The following is a 25194-nucleotide window of genomic DNA, read 5'->3' as shown; positions in this document are numbered from 1 at the left end:
GTTGCGTTCTCGCTCTTCTTATTCGCTTAGGCGGTGACCGCCGCGGCCTTCTGGCCCGCGGACAGATCGATTGCCTTCTCTACCGTGACCGTGCCGAACAGCGCGCCGAGGCTCGCGGCGGCAACCGTCGCGGCCGACACGCGCACCGTGTTCGCCGGCAGCGTGTTTTCCAGCGCGGCGGGCAACACCACGCTGCCACCGTCCTGGGTCACGCGCACCGGATCGCCCACCTGCACGCCCAGCTTGTCGAACAGATCCGACGACAGGCCTACTTGCAGCGCGCGGCGCGCGGCAGCGGTCAGCTGCAGCGAATCGGCACGGCGCACGATCGGGTCGGCGTGATAGATCGGTACATCGGCAATACGCTCGACGCCGCCAGCCGCGGCGGCCGTGACCTTGATCTGCGCGTCGGTCGAGTTGTTCAGCATCGGCGCAACCGCCTTGGCCAACACCTCGTCACGCACGGTTTCGGCCGTATCGAAGTCAAAGCCCGGCACGTCCAGCATGTTGCCGAGTACGCGCAGCACCTTCCACGCCGGGCGCGATTCGCCCAGCGCGCGCACCACGCCGTTGAAGCTCTGAGCCGTGCCTTCGGCATTCACGAACGTGCCAGCGGTCTCGGTGAACGGTGCCACCGGCAGGATCACGTCAGCGTATTGCAGCGCGGCGTCCGAGCGGAACGCCGACAGCACGATCACGGTACCGGCGTTGTTCAGCGCGGCCAGAGCCTTGCGCGGATCAGCGGTATCGAATTCCGGCTCGGCGTTCAGCACGACGTATGCCTTGCGCGGCGTGTCGAACATCGCCTGGGCATTGGCGCCGCCCTGTTGCGGCAGCGCGCCGGCCACATAACCACCGACCGTGTTGGCCGCTTCGGTCAGGAAGCCCAGCGTTGCATTCGTTTCCGTGGCGATCCATTGTGCCAGCGCGTGCAGCGCCGAGAACTGCGGGTGACGCACGGCCTCGTTGCCGAGGAACACCGCGCGGCGTTCGCCGGACAGCAGCGCGTCGGCAATCTTCTTGGCACCGTCGTTTGCCGATCCGTCGGCATCGAAACCAGCGACACCTGCCGGTGCGGCCACGCCCTTGGCGGCGGCGATCGCATTGGCGATACCGGCCAGCGCGGCGGTCCAGCCCGACGGCGCCACGTCAACCCGTGCGGCCAGCGGCATCAGCAGGTCTTCGCCACCGGCACCCAACACGGCCACGCGGGCGCCCTTCTTGCCAGCCTGGCGCAGACGCGCGGCCAGCAGCGGATGATCCTTGCGCAGCGCGGAACCGATCACCAGCACGCGTTGCAGCGCCGATACGTCGGCCACCGGCAGGCCCAGCCACGGCGTACCGTTGAGCTTGGCCGAGAAATCGGACTGACGCAGGCGGAAGTCGACGTTGTCGCTGCCGATGCCACGCATGAACTTGCCCAGCAGGTACAGCTCTTCGAGCGTGCTGTGCGGGCTGGCCAGCGCGGCGATCTGGTCCGCGCCATGGTCACGCTTGATGCTGGCGAGGCCGTTGGCCACGTACTCGAGCGCGGTCTGCCAGTCGGTTTCCATCCATTGACCGCCCTGCTTCAGCAGCGGACGGGTCAGACGGTCCTGGCTGTTCAGGCCTTCGTACGAGAAACGATCCTTGTCCGAGATCCAGCACTCGTTGACGTCTTCGTTCTCGAGCGGCAGCACGCGCATCACGCGCTGGTTCTTGGTCTGCACCACGAGGTTGGCGCCCAGGCCATCGTGCGGCGACACCGACTTGCGGCGTGCGAGCTCCCACGTACGGGCCGAGTAGCGGAACGGCTTGCTGGTCAGCGCGCCGACCGGGCACAGATCGATCATGTTGCCGGACAGTTCCGAATCCACGGTCTGACCGACGAACGTCGTGATTTCCGAATGCTCGCCGCGGTTCAGCATGCCGAGCTCCATCACGCCGGCCACTTCCTGGCCAAAGCGGACGCAGCGCGTGCAGTGAATGCAGCGCGTCATCTCTTCCATGGAGATCAGCGGGCCCACATTCTTGTGGAACACCACACGCTTCTCTTCCTTGTAGCGCGACTCCGATGCACCGTAGCCCACCGCCAGATCCTGCAGCTGGCATTCGCCGCCCTGATCGCAGATCGGGCAGTCGAGTGGGTGATTGATCAGTAGGAATTCCATCACGGACTTCTGCGCCTTGACGGCTTTTTCAGAGTTCGTGTAGACCTTCATGCCCGGGGTCACCGGCGTGGCGCAGGCGGGCAGCGCCTTGGGCGCCTTTTCCACTTCGACCAGGCACATGCGGCAGTTCGCCGCGATGGACAGCTTGCGGTGGTAGCAGAAGTGCGGAATGTAAGTGCCCAGCTTGCGGGCCGCTTCCATCACGAGGCTGCCTTCAGCAACCTCTACCTTCTTGCCATCGATCTCGAGTTCAACCATGTTCTGCCACGCTTAGGAGTGGGCCGGGTGGGCCGGGACCATGCAATGCTTGTGTTCGACGTGATATTCGAACTCTTTCCAGTAGTGCTTGAGCATGCCGCGCACCGGCATCGCCGCCGCATCGCCGAGCGCGCAAATCGTGCGGCCCATGATGTTTTCGGCAACGTTATTGAGCAGGTCCAGGTCTTCCTGGCGGCCTTCTCCGTGTTCAATGCGATTGACCATGCGATAGAGCCAGCCGGTGCCCTCGCGGCACGGCGTGCACTGACCGCACGATTCTTCAAAGTAGAAATACGACAGACGCAGCAGCGAACGCACCATGCAGCGCGTCTCGTCCATGACGATCACGGCGCCCGAGCCCAGCATCGAGCCGGCCTTGGCGATCGAGTCGTAATCCATGTCCGTTGCCATCATCATGTCGCCCGGCACCACCGGTGCCGACGAACCGCCAGGAATCACGGCCTTGATGCGCTTGCCGCCGCGCATGCCGCCGGCCAGCTCGAGCAGCGTCGAGAACGGCGTGCCCAGCGGAATCTCGTAATTGCCCGGGCGCTCGATATCGCCGGAGATCGAGAAGATCTTGGAGCCGCCGTTGTTCGGCTTGCCCATCTTCAGGTAGTTCTCCGGACCGATCTCCAGCAGGAACGGCACCGCCGCGAAAGTCTCGGTGTTGTTGATCGTCGTCGGCTTGCCATACAGGCCAAAGCTCGCCGGGAACGGCGGCTTGAAGCGCGGCTGGCCCTTCTTGCCTTCGAGCGATTCGAGCAGTGCAGTTTCCTCGCCGCAGATATACGCGCCATAGCCATGGTGCGCATGCAGCTGGAAGTTGAAGCCCGAACCGAGGATGTTGTCGCCAAGGAAACCGGCGGCACGCGCTTCCTCGAGTGCTTCCTCGAAGATCTTGTACTCGTTCCAGATCTCGCCGTGGATATAGTTGTACCCCACGGTGATGCCCATCGCGTACGCGCCGATGGCCATGCCTTCGATCAGCGAATGCGGGTTGTAGCGAATGATGTCGCGATCCTTGAACGTGCCAGGTTCGCCTTCATCGGTATTGCAGACCAGGTACTTCTGTCCCGGGAACTGACGCGGCATGAAGCTCCACTTCAGGCCGGTCGGGAAGCCCGCGCCGCCACGGCCGCGCAGACCCGACGCCTTGACGTCGGCAATCACCTGCTCGGGCGGAATCTTCTCGGTCAGGATACGGCGCAGCTGCTTGTAGCCGCCACGCGCGACGTAATCCTCGAGGTGCCAGTTCTTGCCGTCCAGGCCGGCCAGGATCAGCGGCTTGATATGACGGTCGTGCAGACTAGTCATGTTACTTGCCCCCCTTGGCGGCGGCTTCGGCACGCAGTTCGTCGACCAGTGCGTCGAGCTTGTCGTTGCTCATGAAGCTGCACATGCGGGTGTTGTTGACGATGGCCACCGGTGCGTCGCCGCAAGCGCCCATGCACTCGCCTTCCTTCAGCGTGAAGCAGCCGTCCGCGGTGGTTTCGTTGTAGTCGATGCCAAGCTTCTGCTTGAGGTAGTCGCCCGCGCGTTCGCCGCCCGAAAGCGCGCACGGCAGGTTGGTGCAGACCGTCAGCTTGTACTTGCCCACCGGCTTGGTGTCGTACATGTTGTAGAACGTCGCCACCTCTTCCACCCACACGGGTGGCATCTCGAGGTAGCTCGCGACGAACTGCATGACTTCGGGGGAAACCCAACCCACCTCGCCCTGCGCAACGGCGAGCGCCGCCATCACGGCCGACTGTTTCTGGTCGGTCGGATACTTCGCGATCGCGCGATCGATTTCCTTGAGAGCTTCTGCTGATAGCATGGTCATTGCAGTAAAACGGCGAGCGCCCCGTGTCATTCCACGCGGCACCTTCGCTGGTTTGCAGCCGTCGCTGCCTTGTTCCGCCAGTTGGCCGCCGTCATGCCCGGATCGTCGTCCGGGCGACGGCCCAAATCTTTAGCGGTCGATCTCGCCGAACACGATGTCCTGCGTGCCGATGATCGTGACCGCATCCGCAATCATGTGCCCCTTGGCCATCTCGTCGAGGGCCGCGAGGTGAGCAAAACCGGGCGCGCGAATCTTCAGGCGGTACGGCTTGTTCGCGCCGTCCGAGATCGCATAAATGCCAAACTCGCCCTTCGGATGTTCCACGGCTGCGTAGGCTTCGCCCGGCGGCACGTGAATACCTTCGGTGAAGAGCTTGAAATGGTGAATCAGCTCTTCCATGTTCGACTTCATCTCGACGCGCGACGGCGGTGCCACCTTGTGGTTCTCGGTGATCACCGGACCCGGGTTGCGGCGCAGCCAGTCCACGCATTGCTTGATGATGCGGGTCGACTGGCGCATCTCTTCCACGCGCACCAGATAGCGCGCGTAGCAGTCGCCGCCAACGCCGACCGGCACGTCGAACTCAACCTTGTCGTACACCTCGTAGGGCTGCGTCTTGCGCAGATCCCACTCGATGCCCGAACCACGCAGCATCGGACCGGTAAAGCCCATCTGCAGCGCGCGCTCCGGGCTCACCACGCCCACGTCCACCAGGCGCTGCTTCCAGATACGGTTATCGGTCAGCAGCGTCTCGTATTCGTCGACGTAGGTCGGGAACCGGTTAGTGAAGTCTTCGATGAAGTCCAGCAGCGAGCCCGAACGCGCTTCGTTCATTGCCTTGATGGCGCGCTCGTTGTGGATCTTCGACGCACGGTATTGCGGCATCGTGTCGGGCAGGTCGCGATAGACACCGCCCGGACGATAGTAGGCCGCGTGCATGCGCGCGCCCGACACCGCTTCGTACATGTCGAACATGTCCTCGCGCTCGCGGAACGCGTACAGGAACACCGCCATCGCGCCGACGTCCAGCGCGTGGGCGCCGATCCACATCAGGTGGTTCAGCAGACGGGTGATCTCGTCGAACATCACGCGGATGTACTGCGCGCGGATGGGCACTTCGATCCCGAGCATGCGCTCGATCGCCATCACGTAGGCATGCTCGTTGACCATCATCGACACGTAGTCGAGACGATCCATGTACGGCACGCTCTGAATCCAGGTCTTCTGTTCCGCCAGCTTCTCGGTGGCACGGTGCAGCAGGCCGATGTGGGGGTCGGCGCGCTGGATCACTTCGCCGTCCAGTTCAAGCACCAGCCGCAGCACGCCGTGGGCTGCAGGGTGTTGGGGGCCGAAGTTGAGGGTGTAGTTCTTGATATCTGCCATGGCGCGATTTAGTGCTGCGTTCCGCCGTAGTTTTCCTCGCGAATCACGCGTGGCGTGATTTCGCGCGGCTCGATCGTCACCGGCTGATAGATGACCCGTTTCTGTTCCGGGTCATAGCGCATCTCGACGTAGCCGGACACCGGGAAATCCTTGCGGAACGGGTGGCCAACAAAACCGTAGTCGGTCAGCAGGCGACGCAGATCCGGATGGCCTTCGAACACGATGCCGTAGAAGTCGAACGCTTCGCGCTCGAACCAGTTCGCCGCGTTCCACACGTCGATCACCGATGCCACCACGGGCAGATCGTCGTCCGGCGCGAACACGCGCACGCGCAGACGCCAGTTATGCGTGATGGACAGCAGGTGCGAAACCGCCGCGAAACGCAGACCGTCCCACGTGCCCTCGGCGTAGTCGGAGTAATCCACGCCGCAGAGATCGATCAGCTGCTCGAAACGCAGCGAAGGATCGTCACGCAGCAGTTGTGCGACTTCGAGGTAGTCCGCGGCCTTCACGACCAGCGTCAGTTCGCCGATCGATTCGGTCAGCGATTGCACACGCTTGCCGAGAACCTTTTCGAGCGCTGCCTTGAGAGTATCGAGGGTCGCCATTATCAGACCTTGCGCGCGATGGTGTTGGTGCGGCGAATCTTGTTCTGGAGCTGAATCACGCCATAGATCAGCGCTTCCGCCGTCGGCGGGCAGCCCGGAACATAGATGTCGACCGGCACGATGCGGTCACAACCACGCACCACCGAATACGAGTAGTGGTAGTAGCCGCCGCCATTGGCGCACGAGCCCATCGAGATCACCCAGCGCGGCTCGGCCATCTGGTCGTAGACCTTGCGCAGCGCGGGCGCCATCTTGTTGCACAGCGTGCCGGCGACGATCATCACGTCCGACTGGCGGGGCGACGGGCGGAAGACCACACCGAAACGGTCGAGGTCATAGCGCGCGGCGCCGGCATGCATCATTTCCACGGCACAGCAGGCCAGGCCAAACGTCATCGGCCACAGCGACCCCGTGCGGGTCCAATTGATCAGCTTGTCAGCGGTAGTCGTGACAAAGCCTTCGTTGAGAACGCCTTCGATTGCCATTTCACATCACTCCCAATCGAGCGCGCCCTTTTTCCAGATGTAGACGAAGCCCACGATGAATTCCAGCAGAAACACGCCCATCGCGAAGAACCCGGGCCAGCCGATATCCTTGAGGGCAACGCCCCACGGAAACAGGAAGGCCGTCTCGAGATCGAACAGGATGAACAGGATGGCGATGAGGTAGTAGCGCACGTCGAACTTCATGCGCGCATCCTCGAATGCTTCGAAGCCGCACTCGTACGGCGACAGCTTCGCGGGATCAGGTTTGTTGGGACCGAGTATCCGACCGATGGACATCAGTGCCAGACCGAGCACGGTGCCAAAGAGGATAAAGATGAGGACGGGGAAGTAGGCTTCGAGAGTCAAGGTACGGCCAGCCTTATCTGGAATGTTGTCAACAGCACCAGCTGAAGCGGCGTTCTGTTGCCCACCCCAAGCGCCATTCCGTCTAGATTACGGCGCCGCCTTGCGGACTGCCGGAGCCCCCTGCGGATTATCGGTCCGGATAGAACATTCCTGAAGAACGTTCTTGTGAAATTTGCCCGCCGAGACTCCGCGCGTACGTTGCACGGGCTCTTAGATTCCGCGCGTACGTTGCGCAGATTCTACAAAGCGGTTTCACACATCCGGAGCCATGTTTCCACTTCGGGCTCCGATCAAGTTTTTTGGTGCCGACGGCGAGACTCGAACTCGCACAGCTTTCGCCACTACCCCCTCAAGATAGCGTGTCTACCAATTTCACCACGTCGGCTGGGGGAGAAACAATATTGCCTTGCGCCGGGTTTTTACACCCTCCGGTCCCCTTGCGAGAGTGTTTTTCTCTCGCTTGGTTCCCGTCGCTGGGGAATCGTTTCAAGCCTTGCATTCTAACTCAAGATTCCTGATTTGTTCAATGCACAACTGCAAATTTAATCAGGAATCCTCGCCAGAGCAGGCCAATTATTTCGGAACAGCGGGGGCTGCGGGCGCGGACGATGCATCCGAAGCCGCGGCCGGTGCGGAAGCAGCCGTCACCGCCGAAGCCGGTGTCGTTTGCGGACCCGCACCCATCACGCCCAGCGAAGTCTGCGGCTTGTAGTTGCCAAGCAGCGTCAGACCCAGCGTGCTGACGAAGAACAGCGAGGCCAGCACCGCGGTGGTACGCGACAGGAAGTTCGCGGAGCCCGTGGCCCCGAACAGACTGCCCGAGGCGCCCGAGCCAAACGCCGCACCGACGTCCGCGCCCTTGCCATGCTGCAGCAGCACCAGGCCGATCACGCCGAGCGCCGACAGGACCTGCACCAGTACTAACAATGTCTTGAAGATTGCCATGTGATTACATTCGTTCGCTTGCCTGATCCATCCATGCGTTCGGCACTCAGGCGTTGCCGATCGCCAAGAAATCTTCCGCCTTCAACGAAGCGCCACCAATCAGGCCTCCGTCGATATCGGACATCGAAAACAGTTCGGCCGCATTATCGGGCTTCACGCTGCCGCCGTACAGGATCTGCAGTCGCGCGGCCACATCGGCAAAACCTTCACCATGCGCAACTACCTGCTTGCGCAGATACGCGTGCACGGCCTGGGCCTGCTCGCTGGTCGCGGTCTTGCCGGTACCGATGGCCCAGACGGGCTCATAGGCCAGCACGATCCGACCAAGCTGCTCGATAGAGAGCGCATCGAGTACCGCGGCCAACTGACGACCCACCACCGCTTCCGTCTCGCCCGCCTCGCGCTGCGCGAGCGTCTCGCCCACGCAGACCACCGGCGTCAGCCCCGATTCCAGCGCGCGCAGCGTCTTGGCCGCGACGATGGCATCGGTCTCACCATGATACGAGCGGCGCTCCGAGTGACCCACGAGCACATAGGCGCAACCGAACTCGGCGAGCATCGGCGCAGCCACTTCACCCGTGAATGCACCGCGCGTTTCCGCGGACACATCCTGAGCACCCCAGCCGATCGTCGTGCCGGACAACACCGCCTGGCACTGGGCCAGGTAGGGGAACGGCGCGCACACCGCGAGACGCGCCCGCGCCGGTGCCGGTGCCGCCTTGATACCGTCCAGCAGTGCCGCGTTGGCGGCAAGGCTGCCGTGCAGCTTCCAGTTGCCGATGACCAGCTTTTGTCTCACGGGGCCCCCTCTCGATCAAAAACCCGCTATTGTAGCGCGCGGCCCCGGCATTTACCACGTGAGCATGATCTTGCCCACGTGCTCGCTCGATTCCATGAGCCGATGCGCATCGGCAGCCTGCGCGGCCGGGAACACCTTGTGGATCACCGGCTTGATCTTGCCGGCGGCGAGCAGCGGCCACACGTTCTTGTGGAGCGCATCGGCAATCGCCCCCTTGAATGCGGGCGGACGGGGACGCAGCGTGGAACCGGTGATCGTGATGCGACGACGCAGCACGTCGCTCAGCGGAATCTCCGCCTTGCCACCGCCCAGCAGCGCGATGATCACGATGCGGCCGTCATCGGCGATGCACGACAGTTCGCGCGCGAGGTACGAACCAGCGACCATGTCGAGAATCACATCAACGCCCTTGCCCTCGGTCAGTGCCTTGACCTCGGCCGCGAAGTCCTGTGTCTTGTAGTTGATCGCGCGATCGGCGCCGAGCGCCTCGCAGGCCTTGCACTTGTCATCGGTGCCCGCCGTGACGAATACCTTGAAGCCCATCGCCTTGGCGATCTGGATCGCGGTAGTACCGATGCCGCTGGAACCGCCCTGGATCAGCAGCGTTTCCTGCGCGCCGCGCGGACCCTTGCCCAGCAGACCGCGGTCGAACACGTTGCTCCACACGGTGAAGAACGTCTCCGGCAAACCCGCCGCCTCGATATCGCTGAGGCCGGCCGGCACGGGAAGTACCTGCTCGATCGGCGCGGTGCACAGCTCCGCATAGCCACCGCCCTGCACCAGCGCACAGACGCGATCGCCAACCTTGAGACCGAATCGATTGGCTGCATGGGCAAGATCACCACCCACGACGACACCCGCCACCTCGAGACCCGGCAGATCGGACGCGCCCGGCGGCACCGGATAGTTGCCCGTGCGCTGGAACACGTCGGGACGATTGACGCCCGCGGCGGCCACGCGAATCAGGACCTCGCCGGCCTTCGCGACCGGATCGGGACGCTCGGTCAGTTGCAGGACGTCGGGGGCACCGTATTCACGGATCTCGATGGCTTTCATCTCGGGGACTCCTCTCGATTTTGTTGTCCCGGAGTGTAAACAAAAAAGCGGCTGGACATCGCCAGCCGCTTTTTTATTCCTGCTACTACTGATTACTGCTGATCATTGCTCGAAGGCGCATCACCTTGTTGCACGATCGGGCTGATGCTGCCGCCCTCTTCCGCCAGCGCTGCCTTCAGCGACAGGCGCAGACGACCCTTCTCGTCGGCCTGAATCAGCTTCACGCGCACGTGCTGGCCTTCCTTCAGCCAGTCCTTGATGTCCTTCACGCGCTCGTTGACGATTTCCGAGATATGCAGCAGACCGTCCTTGCCCGGCAGGATATTCACGATGGCACCGAAGTCCAGCAGCTTCAGCACGGTACCGGCGTAGATCTTGCCCACTTCGGCTTCCGCGGTAATGCCTTCGATGCGGCGCTTGGCTTCGGCCATGCCATCGGTCGACGTCGACGCGATCGTGATCGTGCCGTCTTCCTGGATGTCGATGGTCGTGCCCGTTTCCTTGGTCAGCGCCTGGATGGTCGAGCCGCCCTTGCCGATCACTTCGCGGATCTTGTCCGGATGGATCTTCATCGTGATCATGCGCGGTGCGTGCTCCGACAGCTCGGTGCGCGCATGGCCCATCGCGCCCTGCATGGCGTTCAGGATCGTCATGCGGCCTTCGCGTGCCTGTGCCAGCGCAACCTGCATGATCTCCTTGGTGATGCCCTGGACCTTGATGTCCATCTGCAGCGCGGTGATGCCCGAATCCGTGCCGGCCACCTTGAAGTCCATGTCGCCAAGGTGATCTTCATCGCCAAGGATGTCGGTCAGCACGGCGAACTTGTTGCCTTCGAGGATCAGGCCCATGGCCACGCCAGCGACGTGCGCCTTCACCGGAACGCCCGCGTCCATCAGTGCCAGGCAGCCGCCGCAGACCGAAGCCATCGACGACGAACCGTTCGATTCGGTGATTTCCGAGACCAGACGAATCGTGTACGCGAATTCGTCGTCGGCCGGCAGCACCGGAATCAGCGCGCGCTTGGCCAGACGGCCGTGACCGATTTCGCGGCGCTTCGGGCTACCCACGCGACCGGTTTCGCCGGTGGCGAACGGAGGCATGTTGTAGTGGAGCATGAAGCGATCGCGGTACTCGCCGGCCAGCGCGTCGATGATCTGCTCGTCGCTCTTGGTGCCCAGCGTGGCCACCACGAGTGCCTGCGTTTCACCACGCGTGAACAGCGCGGAACCGTGAGCGCGCGGCAGCACCGACGAACGGATCTCGATCGGGCGCACGGTGCGCGTGTCGCGGCCGTCGATACGCGGCTCGCCGGCCAGGATCTGGCCACGCACGATCTTCGCTTCGAGGTCGAACAGGATGTTACCGACTTCCACCTTCTCGGCGGTCACGCCAGCTTCAACCAGCTTGGCATCCACGGCTGCGAAAACTTCCTTCAGCTTCTGGCTGCGGGCCGACTTCTGGCGCAGTTGATACGCTTCCTGCAGCAGCGGCAGAGCGACCTCGCTCACCTTGGCGATCAGCGGCTCGTTCTTGGCGGCCGGTGCCCAGTCCCACTCAGGCTTGCCGCCTTCGCGCACGAGTTCGTGAATCGCGTTGATCGCGATCTGCATCTGCTCGTGACCGTACACCACGGCGCCCAGCATCACGTCTTCCGACAGTTGCTTGGCTTCCGATTCCACCATCAGCACAGCGCGCTCGGTACCGGCGACCACGAGGTCCAGTTCCGACGTGGCGATCTGCGAACGGGTCGGGTTCAGCAGGTACTGGCCATCCTTGTAGCCCACACGTGCGGCGCCCACCGGGCCACTGAACGGAATGCCCGAGATGGCCAGCGCGGCCGAGGCACCGATCAGCGCGGGGATGTCAGCCGGCACTTCGGGGTTGATCGAGACCACGTGGATCACCACCTGGACTTCGTTGTAGAAGCCTTCCGGGAACAGCGGACGCAGCGGACGGTCGATCAGGCGCGAGGTCAGCGTCTCGTTCTCCGACGGACGGCCTTCACGCTTGAAGAAGCCACCGGGGATCTTGCCGGCCGCGTAGGTCTTCTCGATGTAGTCGACGGTCAGCGGGAAGAAGTCCTGGCCCGGCTTCGGGTTCTTGGCGGCCACGACGGTGGCCAGCACCACGGTGTCTTCCACATCGACGATCACGGCGCCGCCAGCCTGGCGGGCGATTTCGCCGGTTTCCATGCGGACCGTATGCTGGCCCCACTGGAATTCCTTGACGATCTTATTGAACATGGTCATGAGCGTTCCTTGATTCGTGCTGACGCGCCATGCCCATGCATGGACGCGCCGCGCCTGCGTTCACAGCCGCAGGCGTACTGCCGGATTGTCGCCGGCCGCAGTCGCAGGGAAGTGCTATGCCATTCCATCGCGCCACCATATTTGGTCGCAAACATCTGGGTCGCAAATGTCGCCAATGATGTACCCGCGATGGAATGACACAAGGCCCCGGTTCTTTGGTTCCGGCTCCGGTGTCTCGGAGCTAAAGAGCGAAACAACTTACTCCGTTACACGACGTGGTGCAACGGGTGCAAACAGGTACGACAGTCACGCAGCCGCCAGAAAAGCAAAATGCCTGCCTCAGCAACGCTGACGCAGGCATCGAGGCCTCACGCGAAACCGTGCAAAAGTGCGTGCAGGGTTGGTGTCACCATCCGCGCGACCTTTTTTGCGATCTTACTTACGCAGACCCAGCTTTTCGATCAGGGCGCGATAACGGTCGGCATCGGTGGCCTTGAGGTAGTCCAGCAGACGACGACGACGGCTCACCATGCGCAGCAGACCGCGGCGGCTGTGGTGATCCTTCATGTTCGCCTTGAAGTGCGGGGTCAGTTCGTTGATGCGGGTGGTCAGCAGGGCCACCTGAACTTCGGGGCTGCCCGTGTCGGTCGCGCCGCGCGCGAACTGCTTGATGACTTCAGTCTTGTCGATGTTGGCAAATGCCATGATGATTTCCTTTCTGTTTCACTTGCGAACGCCGCAGCGCGGAATGCGCCGCCGGCGTCGTGCCAGCTCCATCGCCCACCGGACTCCCGGCAAACGATAGCCGCGCATTATAGCCGAATTCCCGCGCGCGGCGAAACACGTACTTTCGCCCTTCTTATGCGTACTACTCGCGTGCCGCCCGCCGCGCCAAAAGCCACGTCGGCGCCACAACGTCTTGAGCACCGACTACACTGGCGGTATCCGCTGAAGATTTTCCGCCATGACCGCCCTCCCCCCTCGCCTTCCGCGCCTCATCCGTCGCTTTTGCCACCGCCTTTTTCACATGTCGGCCGCCGTCGCGCTTGTTGCCACGCTTGCCGCATGCACGGTGCTGGCACCGGTCGAAACCGGTCAGAAGCTGATCGGCCAGCCGCAAAGCGCGGTGCAGGCCACGTTCGGCCAGCCCACCGACATGTTCCAGCTCAAGGACGGCACCACGCGCTGGATCTACTCGAAGCAGCCCATGGGCGAAGACGCCTACGCGGCCACGTTCGACCGCAACGGCAACCTGACCGATTTCCGCAACATGCTGACCACGACCGAGCTCTACAAGTCGCAGGTCAACGTCTGGACCAAGCAGGACGTGCTCGAGCACTTCGGCGCGCCGCGCGAGCCCAACCAATACTTCCCGCTGATGAAGCGCGAGGTCTGGACCTACCGCTTCTTCCAGGACCGGATGTGGTACTCGATGTTCAACTTCTACTTCGACGACAGCGGCGTGCTGCGCCAGACGCAGATCACCCCCGACCCGTTGCGCGACCGCTCCGACCGCCACTGATGCGACCGGCTTGAGCCGCCGCAATGGAAAAGCCCGCCATCGCGCGATACGCGATGGCGGGCTTTTTTGATGTCCGCGTACGCGCCTCGTGAGCGCGCAGCCGAATGCCGCAGGCGTCTGCCGTCAGATTTGCGGATTGATCTTCTGCACAGCCTTGTCGTGCAGCTTGTTGAGCGCGGCCAGATAGGCCTTGGCCGAAGCCGCCACGATATCGGGATCGGTGCCCACGCCGTTGACGATGCGGCCACCCTTCGACAGGCGCACGGTCACTTCGCCCTGCGCTTCCGTGCCGGTCGTGATCGCGTTCACCGAATACAGCACGAGCTCGGCGCCGCTGACGACCTTGCCTTCAATCGCGTGCAGCGTGGCATCCACCGGACCGTTGCCGTCACCCTCGCCGGTATGCTCGTGGCCGTCCATGCTGAACACCACGCGCGCATGCGGACGCTCGCCCGTCTCCGAGCGCTGCGACAGCGAGATAAAGCGGAAGTGTTCGTTGGCCGCGGCACTGGCCTCGCCGGACACGATCGCCTCGATGTCTTCGTCGAAGATCTCGGCCTTCTGATCCGCGAGCTCCTTGAAGCGCGCGAACGCGGCGTTGACTTCGGCCTCGCTCTCGAGCTCGATGCCGAGTTCCTGCAGGCGCTGCTTGAACGCGTTGCGGCCCGACAGCTTGCCCAGCACGATCTTGTTGGCGGTCCAACCCACGTCTTCCGCGCGCATGATCTCGTACGTGTCGCGCGCCTTGAGCACCCCATCCTGATGGATGCCCGACGCGTGCGCGAAAGCATTGGCGCCGACCACGGCCTTGTTCGGCTGCACCACGAAACCCGTGATCTGCGACACCAGCTTCGACGCCGGCACGATCTGCGTGGTATCGATGCCGACGTCCATGTCGAAGTAGTCGCGGCGCGTCTTCACGGCCATCACCACCTCTTCGAGGCTGGTGTTGCCGGCACGCTCGCCCAGACCATTGATCGTGCATTCGACCTGACGCGCGCCGCCGAGCTTGACCGCGGCCAGCGAGTTCGCCACGGCCATGCCAAGGTCGTTATGGCAGTGCACCGACCACACGGCCTTGTCCGAGTTCGGAATGCGCTCGCGCACCGAACGGATCAAACCTGCGTAGCCTTCCGGCACCGCATAGCCCACCGTATCCGGCAGGTTGATGGTGGTCGCGCCTTCGGCAATCACGCCTTCGAGCACACGGCACAGGAAGTCCATATCCGAACGGCTGCCATCTTCGGGCGAGAACTCGATGTCATCGGTGAACTGACGCGCGAAACGCACCGCGAGGCGCGCCTGCTCATAGACCTGATCGGGCGTCATGCGCAGCTTCTTCTCCATGTGCAGCGCGGAGGTGGCGATGAACGTGTGGATACGGAACGAATTGGCGGGCTTGAGGGCCTCTGCCGCACGCGCGATGTCCTTGTCGTTGGCGCGGGCCAGCGAGCAGATCGTCGAATCCTTCACCACCTGGGCGATCGAACGAATCGCTTCGAAGTCGCCATTGGAGCTCGCGGCAAAGCCCGCTTCGATCACGTCGACCTTCAGGCGCTCCAGCTGGCGCGCGATGCGGATCTTTTCCTCGCGCGTCATCGAGGCGCCCGGCGATTGTTCGCCGTCACGCAAGGTCGTGTCGAAAATGATGAGTTTGTCAGACATTTTGTGGAGCTCCTGAGACTTTTATATTGTGCCGGCCAGAATGCAAAACGCCCCGGCGTGCAATCGATGCAGGCCGGGGCGTGAAAGAATCCTTGTGGATTTCGCGCTGGGAAAAAACGTCTTCCTGTCTTCCCTTAGCGCGCGCGCGTCCCGACCGGGCTGCCTAGTAGGCTACCCAGTAGTGCGAGCGAGAATAGGGAGTGCAGCGAAATCATGTTGGCGACTATAGCCGGTTTGCCAAAACCGTGCAACTCGGGTCGTTTATTTCGGCGGGATGCGCAATTTCTGTCCCGGATAGATCTTGTCCGGGTGCGACAGCATCGGTTTGTTGGCCTCGAAGATGCGGTTGTATTCGGCGCCATTGCCATAGGCCGCCTGCGAAATCGCCCACAACGTATCGCCCTTCACCACCGTATGCCACTGCGATTCGGGGGACTCGGTGCTGACGGACATCTTGTCCTCGACCTGATCCACGCCTTCGACATTGCCGCAGCAAAGCACGATCTTCTCGCGCGTGGCCTGATCCGGCGCCACGCCGAACACGGTCACCTTGCCCTGCGATCCATCCACCGTCACAGTCAGGCCCGTCGCGTCGAGGCCCATCTGCTTGATATACGCCTCGATCGAATCGCCGGCCGTGCGATTGGCGGCCTCGACCTTCTCGGCCGAAGCATCCGCCTTGGCAGCTTCCTGCGCCGCCTTGGCCTCGCCCTTGCCGAACAGCTTCTCGCCTGCTTCCCTGATGAAGTCGAACATGCCCATGACATCCTCCCTACGTGAAATAAGGTGAATCAAGAACGAATGTTGCAACCTCCTCCACCGGGAGGAGGCAAGACATCAGTGCGGAGCGCCGCCCTTGCGCACGCCGCCGGGCTGACCGTGCAGCGCACGCCAGGCCCACAACACGTAGCCCGAGATCGCATAGGCCACGAACAGGCCAAACAGCGCGACCGGCGGGTCGGTCGACACCACCACGAACAGCACGAGCACCAGCACCATCATGCCGAACGGCACACGATAGCGCACGTCGAGGGCCTTGCCGCTGTAGAACGGCGCGTTGGAGACCATCGACAGGCCCGCATAGAGCGTGAGCGCGAACGCCACCCATGGCATCCACAGTTCCTTGACCGGCAGCTTGTTGTCGATCACGAGCCAGACGAAGCCCGCCACCAGCGCGGCCGCGGCCGGGCTCGGCATGCCCTGGAAGAAGCGCTTGTCGACCACGCCGATATTCGCGTTGAAGCGCGCGAGCCGCAGTGCCGCGCACGTGCAGTACACGAAGGCGGCAATCCAGCCCCATTTGCCGAGGTCGTGCAGGATCCATTCGTACATGACCAGCGCGGGCGCCACGCCAAACGATGTCATGTCGGAGAGCGAGTCGTACTGCTCGCCGAACGCGCTCTGCGTGTTGGTGATGCGTGCCACGCGGCCGTCCATGCCATCGAGCACCATCGCCGCGAAGATCGCGATGGCCGCGACGTCGAAGCGCTGGTTCATGGCCTGCACGATCGCGAAGAACCCGGCGAACAGCGCCGCCGTGGTGAACGCGTTGGGCAGCAGGTAAATGCCGCGGCGGCGGGGCCGCGGACGCACGTACTCGACATCGTCGTCGTGCTCCTCGGCATCGTCGAAGCCATTGTCGTACGTACTGTCGTTGCGCAGCTGGTTATGGCGGAACGGACGCAGATGCGTCACGTTGCCATTGTTGGCGCGCTTGTTGCGGCGATTGAAAGCACCCATGCCAGTCTCCAGTCCCGGGGGCGGCTTATTTCAGTTCGTCGAGTTCGGCGAGCACGGTGGACGACGCCGAAACCTTCTCGCCGATCGTCACGCGCGGGCGCGCATCCACCGGCAGGTACACGTCGACGCGCGAACCAAAACGGATAAAGCCATAACGCTGGCCGCGCGAAAGCGTGTCTCCCACCTTGGTGTAGCACAGGATACGCCGCGCCACCAGACCGGCCACCTGTACCAGCGTGACGATCTGGCCGTCGGCCGTGCGGCGGATGACCAGCGCATTGCGCTCGTTTTCCACGGAGGCCTTGTCCAGGTCCGCGTTGACGAACTTGCCCGGGAAGTATTCGAGTTTCTCGACTTTGCCGTCGAGCGAGGAGCGATTCGAGTGAACGTTAAACACGTTCATGAACACGCTGATCTTGAGGGCTTCGCGGCCCGCATACGGGTCCTGCGTCTTCTCCACCACGACGATGCGGCCATCGGCCGGCGCGAGGATCGCGTTCGCCGCCGACGGAATCGGGCGCGGCGGATCGCGGAAGAACTGCAGCACGAACAGCGTGATGATCCACAGCGGCAGCGCCCACCAGAAGCCCGCGCTGACGTGCACCAGCAGCGAGATGACGAATGCGCCGGCCAGGAATGGCCAGCCTTCACGGGCGATCAGCGGATGAGGATAGTTCATGCAAATATGGTCAGAAGTTCATTCACGGCGACAGGATAACAAAAAGCCGCCCAGGCACCGCCAAAATCGCACCCGCCGGGTTGGACCGGACGGGGTGGGCGGTACGGTGGGCGGCTTCAGGACAGTGTGGCCGCCCTGTCGTGCGCGGCCACGCTGCCTTGCGGCTGCGTCTTAGTTCTTCGACTGGTCAACCAGCTTGTTCTTGGCGATCCAAGGCATCATCGCGCGCAGCTTCGCGCCGACTTCCTCGATCTGGTGCTCGGACGTCAGGCGACGGCGCGAGATCAGGGTCGGGGCACCGGCCTTGTTCTCGAGCAGGAAGCTCTTGGCGTACTCGCCGGTCTGGATGTCCGTCAGGCACTGCTTCATGGCCTTCTTGGTCTCTTCGGTCACGACGCGCGGGCCGGTGACGTACTCGCCGTACTCGGCGTTGTTCGAGATCGAGTAGTTCATGTTGGCGATGCCGCCTTCATAGATCAGGTCGACGATCAGCTTCAGTTCGTGCAGGCACTCGAAGTACGCCATTTCCGGCGCGTAGCCGGCTTCCACCAGCGTTTCGAAACCAGCCTTGATCAGCTCGACGGTACCGCCGCACAGCACGGCCTGCTCGCCGAACAGATCGGTTTCGGTTTCTTCGCGGAAGTTCGTCTCGATGATGCCGGCACGGCCGCCGCCGTTGGCAGTGGCGTACGACAGCGCGATGTCGCGCGCGGCGCCCGACTTGTTCTGATGCACGGCGATCAGGTGCGGCACGCCGCCACCTTGCGCGTACGTCGAACGCACGGTGTGGCCCGGGGCCTTCGGCGCGATCATGATCACGTCGAGGTCGGCACGCGGGATCACGGCGCCGTAGTGCACGTTGAAGCCGTGGGCAAACGCCAGGGCGGCGCCTTCCTTGATGTTGTCATGCACTTCGTTCTTGTACACGTCGGCGATCTGCTCGTCCGGCAGCAGGATCATGACCACGTCCGCACCCTTCACGGCCTCGGCCACTTCCTTCACCTGCAGGCCGGCGTTGACGGCCTTGTTCCACGACGCGCCGCTCTTGCGCAGACCCACCGTCACGTTCACGCCCGAATCCTTCAGGTTCTGGGCGTGGGCGTGGCCTTGCGAGCCGTAGCCGATGATGGTGACGTTCTTGCCCTTGATCAGGGAGAGGTCCGCGTCCTTGTCGTAAAACACTTTCATGATGGTTCCTTCAATTGCTTTGATCTGGGATATTGGGGTGGCGGCCCGTCACCGTGGACGGTTGCCGCCGCTGCCGGGGGCGCCGGTCAGACCTTCAGAATGCGCTCGCCACGACCGATTCCGGAGCCGCCAGTGCGGACAGTCTCCAGGATCGCCGTACGGTCGATCGCGTCGAGGAACGCATCCAGCTTGCCGCCGTTGCCGGTCAGCTCGATGGTGTACGTTTTCTCGGTCACATCGATGATGCGGCCACGGAAAATGTCCGCGGTACGCTTCAACTCCTCGCGTTCCTTGCCGACCGCGCGCACCTTCACGAGCATCAGCTCGCGCTCGATATGCGCGCCTTCGGTCAGGTCCACTACCTTGACCACCTCGACCAGGCGGTTCAGATGCTTCGTGATCTGTTCGATCACGTCATCCGACCCACTGGTCACGATGGTCATCCGTGACAGCGATGCATCCTCGGTAGGTGCCACCGTCAGCGTTTCGATGTTGTAGCCACGCGCGGAGAACAGGCCCACCACGCGCGACAGCGCGCCGGGTTCGTTCTCCAGCAAAACGGAAATGATATGGCGCATTACAGGTCCTCCGAGCCAAGCAGCATTTCGGAGATACCCTTGCCACTCTGAACCATCGGCCACACGTTTTCGGTCGGATCGGTCTGGAAGTCCAGGAACACGGTACGGTCCTTCAGGCGGAACGCTTCGCGCAGCGCGGGCTCCACGTCGGCCGAGCGCTCCACGCGCATGCCGATATGACCATAGGCTTCGGCCAGCTTGACGAAGTCAGGCAGCGCGTCCATGTACGAGTGCGAGTAACGGTTGTCGTACTCGATCTCCTGCCATTGACGCACCATGCCCAGATAGCCGTTGTTCAGCGAGCAGATCTTGACCGGCGTGTCGTACTGCTTGCACGTCGACAGTTCCTGAATGCACATCTGGATCGAGCCTTCGCCGGTAATGGTGACCACTTCCTTGTCCGGGAACGCCTTCTTGATGCCCATCGCGTACGGCAGGCCCACACCCATCGTGCCGAGGCCACCCGAGTTGATCCAGCGGCGCGGCTGGTCGAACTTGTAGAACTGCGCGGCCCACATCTGATGCTGGCCCACATCCGAGCAGATGAACGCATCGCCCTTGGTCAGTTCCCAGATCTTCTCGACCACATACTGTGGTTTGATGATCTCGGAGCTGCGGTCGTACTTGAGGCAGTCCACCGAACGCCATTGCTCGATCTGGTCCCACCACTTGGCGAGCGCCTCGCGCTTGGGCTTCACGTCGCTGGCCTGCAGCTGCGCGATCAGTTCCTGCAGCACATCCTTGACGTTGCCGACGATGGGGATATCCACCTTGACGCGCTTCGAGATCGACGACGGGTCGATATCGATATGGATGATCTTGCGTGCCTGCGCGGTGAAGTGCGCCGGGTTGCCGATCACGCGGTCGTCGAAGCGCGCGCCAATCGCGATCAGCACGTCGCAGTTCTGCATGGCCATGTTGGCTTCATACGTGCCGTGCATGCCAAGCATGCCGACGAACTGCTTGCTCGTGCCCGGGAACGCGCCCAGACCCATCAGCGTGTTGGTGACCGGATGGCCGGTGAGAGCCGCCAGCTGACGCAGTTCTTCACTGGCATTGGCCAGTACCACGCCGCCGCCCGTGTAGATGAACGGACGTTCGGCCTGCTGCAGCAGCGTCACGGCCTTGCGGATCTGGCCCGAGTGACCCTTGTTCACCGGGTTGTACGAACGCATGTCGATAGCCTTCGGATACTCGAAGCGGCATGCGTTGCGCGACACGTCCTTGGGGATATCCACCACGACCGGACCGGGACGGCCGGTGGCGGCGATAAAGAACGCCTTCTTGATGGTCGCGGCGAGGTCGCGCACATCCTTCACGAGGAAGTTGTGCTTGACGATCGGTCGTGTGATGCCAACCGTGTCGCACTCCTGAAATGCGTCCTGGCCGATCGCGTGCGTGGGCACGTTGCCAGTAATCACTACCAGCGGGATCGAGTCCAGATAAGCAGTGGCGATACCGGTCACGGCGTTCGTCACGCCGGGGCCCGAGGTCACCAGCGCTACGCCAACCTTGCCGGTCGCGCGTGCATAGCCATCGGCGGCATGAACGGCAGCCTGCTCGTGGCGCACCAGGATGTGCTCGAATTTGGTTTGCTTGTGGAGCTCGTCGTAGATATAGAGCACTGCGCCGCCGGGGTAACCCCAGACGTACTCGACGCCTTCTTCGGCAAGTGCATGAACGAGGATTTCCGCGCCGATCATTTCGGGGGCGGAGGAGGCATTGCTGTCTGCGTGGGAAAATTCCGCGCTGGGCATATTCATTTCAGTCCTTTGCAATTTTCGGCAAAAAATTGTTTGGATGCTCTCTGCCGGGCTTGTGGCTCGGGTTCAAGCGGTGCGCGTCTGCATGGAAGACCGCCTTTTAAGCGGTCAAATGAGACCAACCACTGATGTCGTGTGAACCGCGGATGATACTGCAATGCACCAGCGCGGTCTACGGTCTTCTGGCGGAGACCCCGTTTGCGGCCATTTGCGCCGTGCAGTCTTGAAAGCGCATGTCTGCATCGCAAGACAGGAGTGGTCAGAGTTGCGTGTTTTTTGCTAGCATCGCAGACAATTCCGAGGTGTCGCAGGTCGTATGCTGCACTTCCCTTCATCTGGCGCCGTCCATCCCGCAATTTCCGTCCGCAATTCGCCTGCATGGCCACCGACCAGGAACTCTCCGATTTTCTCGCCAGCGTAGAGCGGCGGGCATTCAAGCAGGCCGTGTTTGCGGTGCGGGACGATGAGGCCGCACTCGATATCGTGCAGGACGCGATGATCAAGCTCGCCGAGAAGTACGGCGACAAGTCCGCGGCCGAATTGCCGCCGCTGTTCCAGAGAATTCTGCAGAACACGGTGCACGACTATTTCCGCCGCCAGAAGGTCCGCAACACGTGGGTCACGCTGTTCTCGTCGCTGCGCGACGACCGCGACGGCGACGATAATGACTTACTCGACACACTGGAAGCGCAGGCCGGATCGCAATCCGCGGAGAGCAGCGCCGACAAGGTCGAGCGGGCGCAAGTCATGCATATCATCGAACAGGAGATCCAACGTCTTCCAACGCGTCAACGCGAAGCCTTTTTGATGCGTTACTGGGAGGACATGGATGTTGCCGAAACCGCTGCCGCGATGGGTTGTTCCGAAGGTAGTGTGAAGACGCACTGTTCCCGTGCAACGCATACCCTGGCGCAGGCACTGCGCGCGCGTGGGGTCCGACTATGAGCCGAAACGACAAACAAATTCTCGAACGCCGCCTTGCCCGCGACATCCGCACCATGCTCGACGCATCGGCGGATGCGGTGCCGGCCGACATCGCCGAACGGCTCTCCGCCGCGCGGCGCATGGCCGTTGCCCGCAAAAAGGCCGAAGCACCGGTGCGCGTACCGCAATTGGCGGCCGCCGGTGTACCGTCGCTCTACAACCTCGAAGATACCGATCACGACAGACCGGCGCATGGCGCTGGCTCCTGGCTGCGCCGCCTTGCGCTGGTGTGGCTGCTGATCGCGCTCGTGGCCGGGCTGAGTGGCATCTACGAGTGGCAGAAACAGAAGCGGGTGGAGGAACTCGCGGATGTGGACGCCGCCATGCTGCTCGACGATCTGCCGCCGACTGCCTACGCCGACCAGGGGTTCCACGTGTACCTCAAGCGCGGGCAATAGGGATGGCGCGCGCGTTCGAACTCTCCGACGCTTCGAGCGGCCGGCCTGGATGGGCTCGGGCTGCGCGGCTGGGCCTGTCCGCACTTGCGCTGGCGGGCGGGGTCGCGTTGTTCGCGGCGCCGCTGGTGCAGGCGCAGGGACAAACCGGCGCGGCTTCGGTGCCGCAGGCCGGTCCGGTCATCAATGCGCATCCGACGTGGCGGGAGCTTTCTCCCGCGCACCAGCGCATTCTCGCGCCGCTCGAACCGCTCTGGAACACGATCCCCGAACTGAATCGGCACAAGTGGGTGCGGATTGCCGACCAGTATCCGAAATATTCGGCCGACGAGCAGGCACGCCTGCAGGCGCGCATGGCGGAATGGGTCCAGATGACGCCGCAACAGCGTCGCCTGGCGCGCGAGAACTACCAGATCACGCGCTCGCTGACGCCCGAGGCGAAGACCGAAGCGTGGAATCGCTATCAGCAGCTGCCTGAAGAACAGAAGAAAAACCTCGCGGCTGCCGAGAAGGTACCGCGCCGTCCGGGTGCCGTAAGCGCGCTGCCTTCGGGCAAGAAGCTGCCGACGGTGCCGACGGGTGGCACGCATCAGCCGCATACCAGCAAGGCTGCGGCCAGTACGCCTGCCGCGCAGGCGGCGGCATCGGTGCCGGCAGTGGCGGCCGCGCCCGCCGCAGCCGCTTCGGCACCCGTGGCTTCCGCGGCCGCTTCTGCCGCTTCTGCCCCTGTGGCTGCCACACCCGCTCTCCCTACCGCATCGCAGCCCGCCGCGGCGCCGCTGGCACCGCCGGTCACCGGCGAAGCCTCCACTGACTTCCCGATCGCGGCGCCTGCCGAAAATCGCTGATAGCGCTTTCGCAGACGACATTGCGGGCAAACCCGCTCGGTCGTCTGTGGCGGCTTTGGCATAATGGCCGTTTCCATGGTCTTTGGCCGCGCGCGATGTCTGCCACTACTACCGCCTACGTTTCTGCCCCCGATCCGGTCCGCGCGCCCACGCTGCGGCGGCGTCTGACGTGCATGCTCTATGAGGGCGTGCTGCTGTTCGGTGTGCTGATGGCCTCCACCGCGGTGTACGTGCTCGCACAGCCCGCGCTGCGGCAGCTCGGCGCGAACAGCATGTACGTGGCGCAGGTGTGGAGCTTCCTGGTGATGGGCGTGTACTTCGCCTGGTTCTGGCAGCGCAATGGCCAGACGCTTGCCATGCAGACCTGGCGCATCCGGCTGGAAACCCTCGACGGTGGCCGCGTGCGCTGGCCGCGCGCGGTCCTGCGCTTTCTGCTGGCGTGGTTGTGGCTGCCGCCTGCCGTGGCCGTGGGCCACGCACTGGGGCTCGTCAAAGGCCCCTTCGTCGCCGTTCTCGTCGGTGCATTGCTGATCTGGGTCATGCTCGCGTGGCTCGACCCGCGGCGGCAGTTCCTGCACGATCGTCTGGCGCGCACGCGGTTGATCGATCTGCGGCCGCCCAGCGCCACCAACGCCGCCAGCAGCAAATGAGCCTGTCGGCGGCGGCCCTGCGGCGTGTCGCGGTGGCGGTGCAGGTCACCGCCGCGGTTGGCGTGGCGTGGGCGCTCAAGTCGATTGCGGCGTTCGCCGCGTGGTCGTGGCCACTCGCGCTCGTCATTGGCGCGGCGATCGCGCTGCTGCTGTTCGGTGTCTCGGTGGCCCTCGCCTTCGCTATCACGCTCAATGGCGTCGGTGTACCGCCGCACGACCGATTCGCATTGTTGCCTGCTGGCATGCGCCCCGCCCCGCTCGGATTTCGTCGCGCACTCCGCTGCTACCTCGGCGAGTGCATCGTCGTGTTCCGCATGTTCAACTGGCTGCAGCCGTTCCGCTCCCGGCTGAAGCTCGCGGCCCCGGCCACGCCGCGCCCGGATGCACCCACCGTGCTGCTCGTGCATGGCTACGGCTGCAACCACGCGGTCTGGCTCGACATGGCGCCGCATCTCGCGGCCGCCGGCCATCGCTGCGAGGCGATCGACCTCGAGCCGGTGCTCGGCGATATCGACGACTACGCGGCGCCGCTGCTCGCACGCATGCGCGAGATTGCGGCGCGCACGGGCACTCCCCCGCTGCTCGTGTGCCACAGCATGGGCGGCCTCGCGGCACGCGCGGCGCAGGTGCAGGCGATGCGCACCACCGGTACCGAGGCCCCCTGCGGCGGCATCGTGACGCTCGGCAGCCCCCATCACGGCTGCGTGCTCGCGCGCCATGGCAGCGGCCACAACGCGCGCCAGATGCGCTGGCTCAGCCCATGGCTGCGCGCGCTCGCCGACGCGGAAACCACCGCGCAGCGCGCGCGCATCGTGTCGATTTTCAGCTGGCACGATTCCATTGCCGGCCCGGCTGGCACCTCCTATCTCGATGGCGCGCGCCATGTGCCGCTCCAGGGCATTGGGCATGTTTCGCTGCTGCGGCATCCGGATGCGATCGCCGCCACGCTCGCGGCGCTCGAACTACTGACCGCGCGCACGCGCGATCTGGCGCCCGAAGAGCGGCACACATTCATGTGACATTCATGTTTCCGTCACGGTACCGTCATGCGGCGCAGG

The 25194-nt window shown here is 63.4% G+C and carries 25 protein-coding genes and 1 tRNA gene; 6 read left to right on the top strand and 20 right to left on the bottom strand.

What is annotated here, in order from left to right:
• Window positions 1–26 precede the first annotated feature (26 nt).
• From nuoG to rpsO, 13 genes are all read right to left on the bottom strand, one after another.
• Window positions 27–2408, bottom strand: a complete 2382-nt coding sequence (gene nuoG, locus LDO41_RS18010; RefSeq protein ID WP_223990669.1) for an NADH-quinone oxidoreductase subunit NuoG — start codon at window positions 2406–2408, stop codon at window positions 27–29.
• A 12-nt stretch (window positions 2409–2420) separates the two neighbouring features.
• Window positions 2421–3725 (bottom strand): NADH-quinone oxidoreductase subunit NuoF, encoded by a 1305-nt coding sequence (gene nuoF / locus LDO41_RS18005; protein ID WP_223990667.1) that lies wholly within the window; start codon window positions 3723–3725, stop codon window positions 2421–2423.
• 1 nt (window position 3726) lies between these two features.
• Entirely contained in the window at window positions 3727–4227 is a 501-nt protein-coding gene (gene nuoE, locus LDO41_RS18000) for an NADH-quinone oxidoreductase subunit NuoE (protein WP_223990665.1), read from the bottom strand.
• A 135-nt stretch (window positions 4228–4362) separates the two neighbouring features.
• Window positions 4363–5616 carry an NADH-quinone oxidoreductase subunit D gene (locus LDO41_RS17995; protein ID WP_223990663.1) on the bottom strand — a complete coding sequence of 418 codons (1254 nt, stop codon included), beginning with the start codon at window positions 5614–5616 and terminating at the stop codon, window positions 4363–4365.
• A gap of 8 nt (window positions 5617–5624) precedes the next feature.
• Window positions 5625–6224: an NADH-quinone oxidoreductase subunit C gene (locus LDO41_RS17990; protein WP_223990661.1), complete on the bottom strand. Its 600-nt coding sequence runs from the start codon at window positions 6222–6224 to the stop codon at window positions 5625–5627.
• Between the two features lie 2 nt (window positions 6225–6226).
• Entirely contained in the window at window positions 6227–6709 is a 483-nt protein-coding gene (locus LDO41_RS17985; RefSeq protein ID WP_223990659.1) for a NuoB/complex I 20 kDa subunit family protein, read from the bottom strand.
• Window positions 6710–6715: 6 nt separating this feature from the next.
• Window positions 6716–7075: an NADH-quinone oxidoreductase subunit A gene (locus LDO41_RS17980; protein ID WP_223990657.1), complete on the bottom strand. Its 360-nt coding sequence runs from the start codon at window positions 7073–7075 to the stop codon at window positions 6716–6718.
• A gap of 300 nt (window positions 7076–7375) precedes the next feature.
• Window positions 7376–7460 (bottom strand) — tRNA-Leu (locus LDO41_RS17975).
• Between the two features lie 188 nt (window positions 7461–7648).
• Complete coding sequence (gene secG, locus LDO41_RS17970; protein WP_223990655.1) at window positions 7649–8020, bottom strand: preprotein translocase subunit SecG; 372 nt, start codon at window positions 8018–8020, stop codon at window positions 7649–7651.
• A 46-nt stretch (window positions 8021–8066) separates the two neighbouring features.
• Window positions 8067–8819, bottom strand: coding sequence for a triose-phosphate isomerase (gene tpiA, locus LDO41_RS17965; RefSeq protein ID WP_223990653.1), 753 nt, complete (start codon window positions 8817–8819; stop codon window positions 8067–8069).
• 51 nt (window positions 8820–8870) lie between these two features.
• Window positions 8871–9875: an NAD(P)H-quinone oxidoreductase gene (locus LDO41_RS17960; protein WP_223990651.1), complete on the bottom strand. Its 1005-nt coding sequence runs from the start codon at window positions 9873–9875 to the stop codon at window positions 8871–8873.
• 92 nt (window positions 9876–9967) lie between these two features.
• Window positions 9968–12124, bottom strand: coding sequence for a polyribonucleotide nucleotidyltransferase (gene pnp / locus LDO41_RS17955; protein WP_223990649.1), 2157 nt, complete (start codon window positions 12122–12124; stop codon window positions 9968–9970).
• A gap of 435 nt (window positions 12125–12559) precedes the next feature.
• Entirely contained in the window at window positions 12560–12829 is a 270-nt protein-coding gene (gene rpsO, locus LDO41_RS17950) for a 30S ribosomal protein S15 (protein ID WP_223990647.1), read from the bottom strand.
• Window positions 12830–13151: 322 nt separating this feature from the next.
• On the opposite strand from rpsO, the gene LDO41_RS17945 reads away from it, so the two are divergent.
• Window positions 13152–13646 (top strand): hypothetical protein, encoded by a 495-nt coding sequence (locus LDO41_RS17945; RefSeq protein WP_223990645.1) that lies wholly within the window; start codon window positions 13152–13154, stop codon window positions 13644–13646.
• A gap of 123 nt (window positions 13647–13769) precedes the next feature.
• Here LDO41_RS17945 and LDO41_RS17940 read toward each other — a convergent pair whose 3' ends face one another.
• From LDO41_RS17940 to LDO41_RS17910, 7 genes are all read right to left on the bottom strand, one after another.
• On the bottom strand, window positions 13770–15311 hold the full coding sequence (locus LDO41_RS17940) for a 2-isopropylmalate synthase (protein WP_223990643.1): 1542 nt from the start codon (window positions 15309–15311) through the stop codon (window positions 13770–13772).
• Between the two features lie 261 nt (window positions 15312–15572).
• Window positions 15573–16073: a peptidoglycan-binding protein LysM gene (gene lysM, locus LDO41_RS17935; protein WP_223990641.1), complete on the bottom strand. Its 501-nt coding sequence runs from the start codon at window positions 16071–16073 to the stop codon at window positions 15573–15575.
• Window positions 16074–16148: 75 nt separating this feature from the next.
• Window positions 16149–17051, bottom strand: a complete 903-nt coding sequence (gene pssA, locus LDO41_RS17930) for a CDP-diacylglycerol--serine O-phosphatidyltransferase (protein ID WP_223990639.1) — start codon at window positions 17049–17051, stop codon at window positions 16149–16151.
• Window positions 17052–17076: 25 nt separating this feature from the next.
• Window positions 17077–17730: a phosphatidylserine decarboxylase gene (locus LDO41_RS17925; protein WP_223990637.1), complete on the bottom strand. Its 654-nt coding sequence runs from the start codon at window positions 17728–17730 to the stop codon at window positions 17077–17079.
• A gap of 171 nt (window positions 17731–17901) precedes the next feature.
• Window positions 17902–18918 carry a ketol-acid reductoisomerase gene (gene ilvC, locus LDO41_RS17920; RefSeq protein ID WP_223990635.1) on the bottom strand — a complete coding sequence of 339 codons (1017 nt, stop codon included), beginning with the start codon at window positions 18916–18918 and terminating at the stop codon, window positions 17902–17904.
• Window positions 18919–19004: 86 nt separating this feature from the next.
• Window positions 19005–19496, bottom strand: coding sequence for an acetolactate synthase small subunit (ilvN, locus tag LDO41_RS17915; protein ID WP_223990633.1), 492 nt, complete (start codon window positions 19494–19496; stop codon window positions 19005–19007).
• Entirely contained in the window at window positions 19496–21259 is a 1764-nt protein-coding gene (locus tag LDO41_RS17910) for an acetolactate synthase 3 catalytic subunit (protein WP_223990632.1), read from the bottom strand. The genes ilvN and LDO41_RS17910 overlap by 1 nt, the downstream gene beginning before the upstream one ends.
• Before the next feature lie 378 nt (window positions 21260–21637).
• On the opposite strand from LDO41_RS17910, the gene LDO41_RS17905 reads away from it, so the two are divergent.
• The 5 genes from LDO41_RS17905 to LDO41_RS17885 all read left to right on the top strand — a co-directional run bounded on the left by LDO41_RS17905 (window position 21638) and on the right by LDO41_RS17885 (window position 25155).
• Window positions 21638–22204, top strand: a complete 567-nt coding sequence (locus LDO41_RS17905) for an RNA polymerase sigma factor (protein WP_223990630.1) — start codon at window positions 21638–21640, stop codon at window positions 22202–22204.
• The gene (locus LDO41_RS17900; protein WP_223990628.1) at window positions 22201–22641 is read left to right on the top strand and encodes a DUF3619 family protein; all 441 of its coding nucleotides are present in this window, start codon (window positions 22201–22203) and stop codon (window positions 22639–22641) included. The genes LDO41_RS17905 and LDO41_RS17900 overlap by 4 nt, the downstream gene beginning before the upstream one ends.
• 2 nt (window positions 22642–22643) lie before the next feature.
• On the top strand, window positions 22644–23486 hold the full coding sequence (locus tag LDO41_RS17895; RefSeq protein ID WP_223990626.1) for a DUF3106 domain-containing protein: 843 nt from the start codon (window positions 22644–22646) through the stop codon (window positions 23484–23486).
• Window positions 23487–23581: 95 nt separating this feature from the next.
• Complete coding sequence (locus tag LDO41_RS17890) at window positions 23582–24136, top strand: RDD family protein (RefSeq protein WP_223990625.1); 555 nt, start codon at window positions 23582–23584, stop codon at window positions 24134–24136.
• Window positions 24133–25155: an esterase/lipase family protein gene (locus tag LDO41_RS17885; RefSeq protein WP_223990623.1), complete on the top strand. Its 1023-nt coding sequence runs from the start codon at window positions 24133–24135 to the stop codon at window positions 25153–25155. Before LDO41_RS17890 ends, LDO41_RS17885 begins: the two co-directional genes overlap by 4 nt.
• Window positions 25156–25194 lie beyond the last annotated feature (39 nt).

This window comes from Cupriavidus pampae (genome assembly GCF_914271485.1).
GTDB classification, from domain to species: Bacteria; Pseudomonadota; Gammaproteobacteria; order Burkholderiales; family Burkholderiaceae; genus Cupriavidus; species Cupriavidus pampae.
The sequence above is the reverse complement of the archived record's forward strand: the minus strand, read 5'-3'. Positions and strand labels throughout refer to the sequence as shown.

What these genes read in the sequence shown, in the direction of transcription:
- rpsO (WP_223990647.1), bottom strand. Translation starts at nt 12,829, where the DNA reads ATGGCATTTGCCAACATCGACAAGACTGAAGTCATCAAGCAGTTCGCG.
- LDO41_RS17960 (WP_223990651.1), bottom strand. Translation starts at nt 9,875, where the DNA reads ATGAAAGCCATCGAGATCCGTGAATACGGTGCCCCCGACGTCCTGCAA.
- LDO41_RS17995 (WP_223990663.1), bottom strand. Translation starts at nt 5,616, where the DNA reads ATGGCAGATATCAAGAACTACACCCTCAACTTCGGCCCCCAACACCCT.
- LDO41_RS17905 (WP_223990630.1), top strand. Translation starts at nt 21,638, where the DNA reads ATGGCCACCGACCAGGAACTCTCCGATTTTCTCGCCAGCGTAGAGCGG.
- nuoE (WP_223990665.1), bottom strand. Translation starts at nt 4,227, where the DNA reads ATGCTATCAGCAGAAGCTCTCAAGGAAATCGATCGCGCGATCGCGAAG.
- LDO41_RS17910 (WP_223990632.1), bottom strand. Translation starts at nt 21,259, where the DNA reads ATGAATATGCCCAGCGCGGAATTTTCCCACGCAGACAGCAATGCCTCC.
- ilvC (WP_223990635.1), bottom strand. Translation starts at nt 18,918, where the DNA reads ATGAAAGTGTTTTACGACAAGGACGCGGACCTCTCCCTGATCAAGGGC.
- LDO41_RS17990 (WP_223990661.1), bottom strand. Translation starts at nt 6,224, where the DNA reads ATGGCGACCCTCGATACTCTCAAGGCAGCGCTCGAAAAGGTTCTCGGC.
- pssA (WP_223990639.1), bottom strand. Translation starts at nt 17,051, where the DNA reads ATGGGTGCTTTCAATCGCCGCAACAAGCGCGCCAACAATGGCAACGTG.
- LDO41_RS17985 (WP_223990659.1), bottom strand. Translation starts at nt 6,709, where the DNA reads ATGGCAATCGAAGGCGTTCTCAACGAAGGCTTTGTCACGACTACCGCT.
- lysM (WP_223990641.1), bottom strand. Translation starts at nt 16,073, where the DNA reads ATGGGCATGTTCGACTTCATCAGGGAAGCAGGCGAGAAGCTGTTCGGC.
- ilvN (WP_223990633.1), bottom strand. Translation starts at nt 19,496, where the DNA reads ATGCGCCATATCATTTCCGTTTTGCTGGAGAACGAACCCGGCGCGCTG.
- nuoF (WP_223990667.1), bottom strand. Translation starts at nt 3,725, where the DNA reads ATGACTAGTCTGCACGACCGTCATATCAAGCCGCTGATCCTGGCCGGC.
- LDO41_RS17885 (WP_223990623.1), top strand. Translation starts at nt 24,133, where the DNA reads ATGAGCCTGTCGGCGGCGGCCCTGCGGCGTGTCGCGGTGGCGGTGCAG.
- LDO41_RS17890 (WP_223990625.1), top strand. Translation starts at nt 23,582, where the DNA reads ATGTCTGCCACTACTACCGCCTACGTTTCTGCCCCCGATCCGGTCCGC.
- secG (WP_223990655.1), bottom strand. Translation starts at nt 8,020, where the DNA reads ATGGCAATCTTCAAGACATTGTTAGTACTGGTGCAGGTCCTGTCGGCG.
- nuoG (WP_223990669.1), bottom strand. Translation starts at nt 2,408, where the DNA reads ATGGTTGAACTCGAGATCGATGGCAAGAAGGTAGAGGTTGCTGAAGGC.
- LDO41_RS17900 (WP_223990628.1), top strand. Translation starts at nt 22,201, where the DNA reads ATGAGCCGAAACGACAAACAAATTCTCGAACGCCGCCTTGCCCGCGAC.
- LDO41_RS17940 (WP_223990643.1), bottom strand. Translation starts at nt 15,311, where the DNA reads ATGTCTGACAAACTCATCATTTTCGACACGACCTTGCGTGACGGCGAA.
- LDO41_RS17895 (WP_223990626.1), top strand. Translation starts at nt 22,644, where the DNA reads ATGGCGCGCGCGTTCGAACTCTCCGACGCTTCGAGCGGCCGGCCTGGA.
- LDO41_RS17945 (WP_223990645.1), top strand. Translation starts at nt 13,152, where the DNA reads ATGTCGGCCGCCGTCGCGCTTGTTGCCACGCTTGCCGCATGCACGGTG.
- LDO41_RS17925 (WP_223990637.1), bottom strand. Translation starts at nt 17,730, where the DNA reads ATGAACTATCCTCATCCGCTGATCGCCCGTGAAGGCTGGCCATTCCTG.
- pnp (WP_223990649.1), bottom strand. Translation starts at nt 12,124, where the DNA reads ATGACCATGTTCAATAAGATCGTCAAGGAATTCCAGTGGGGCCAGCAT.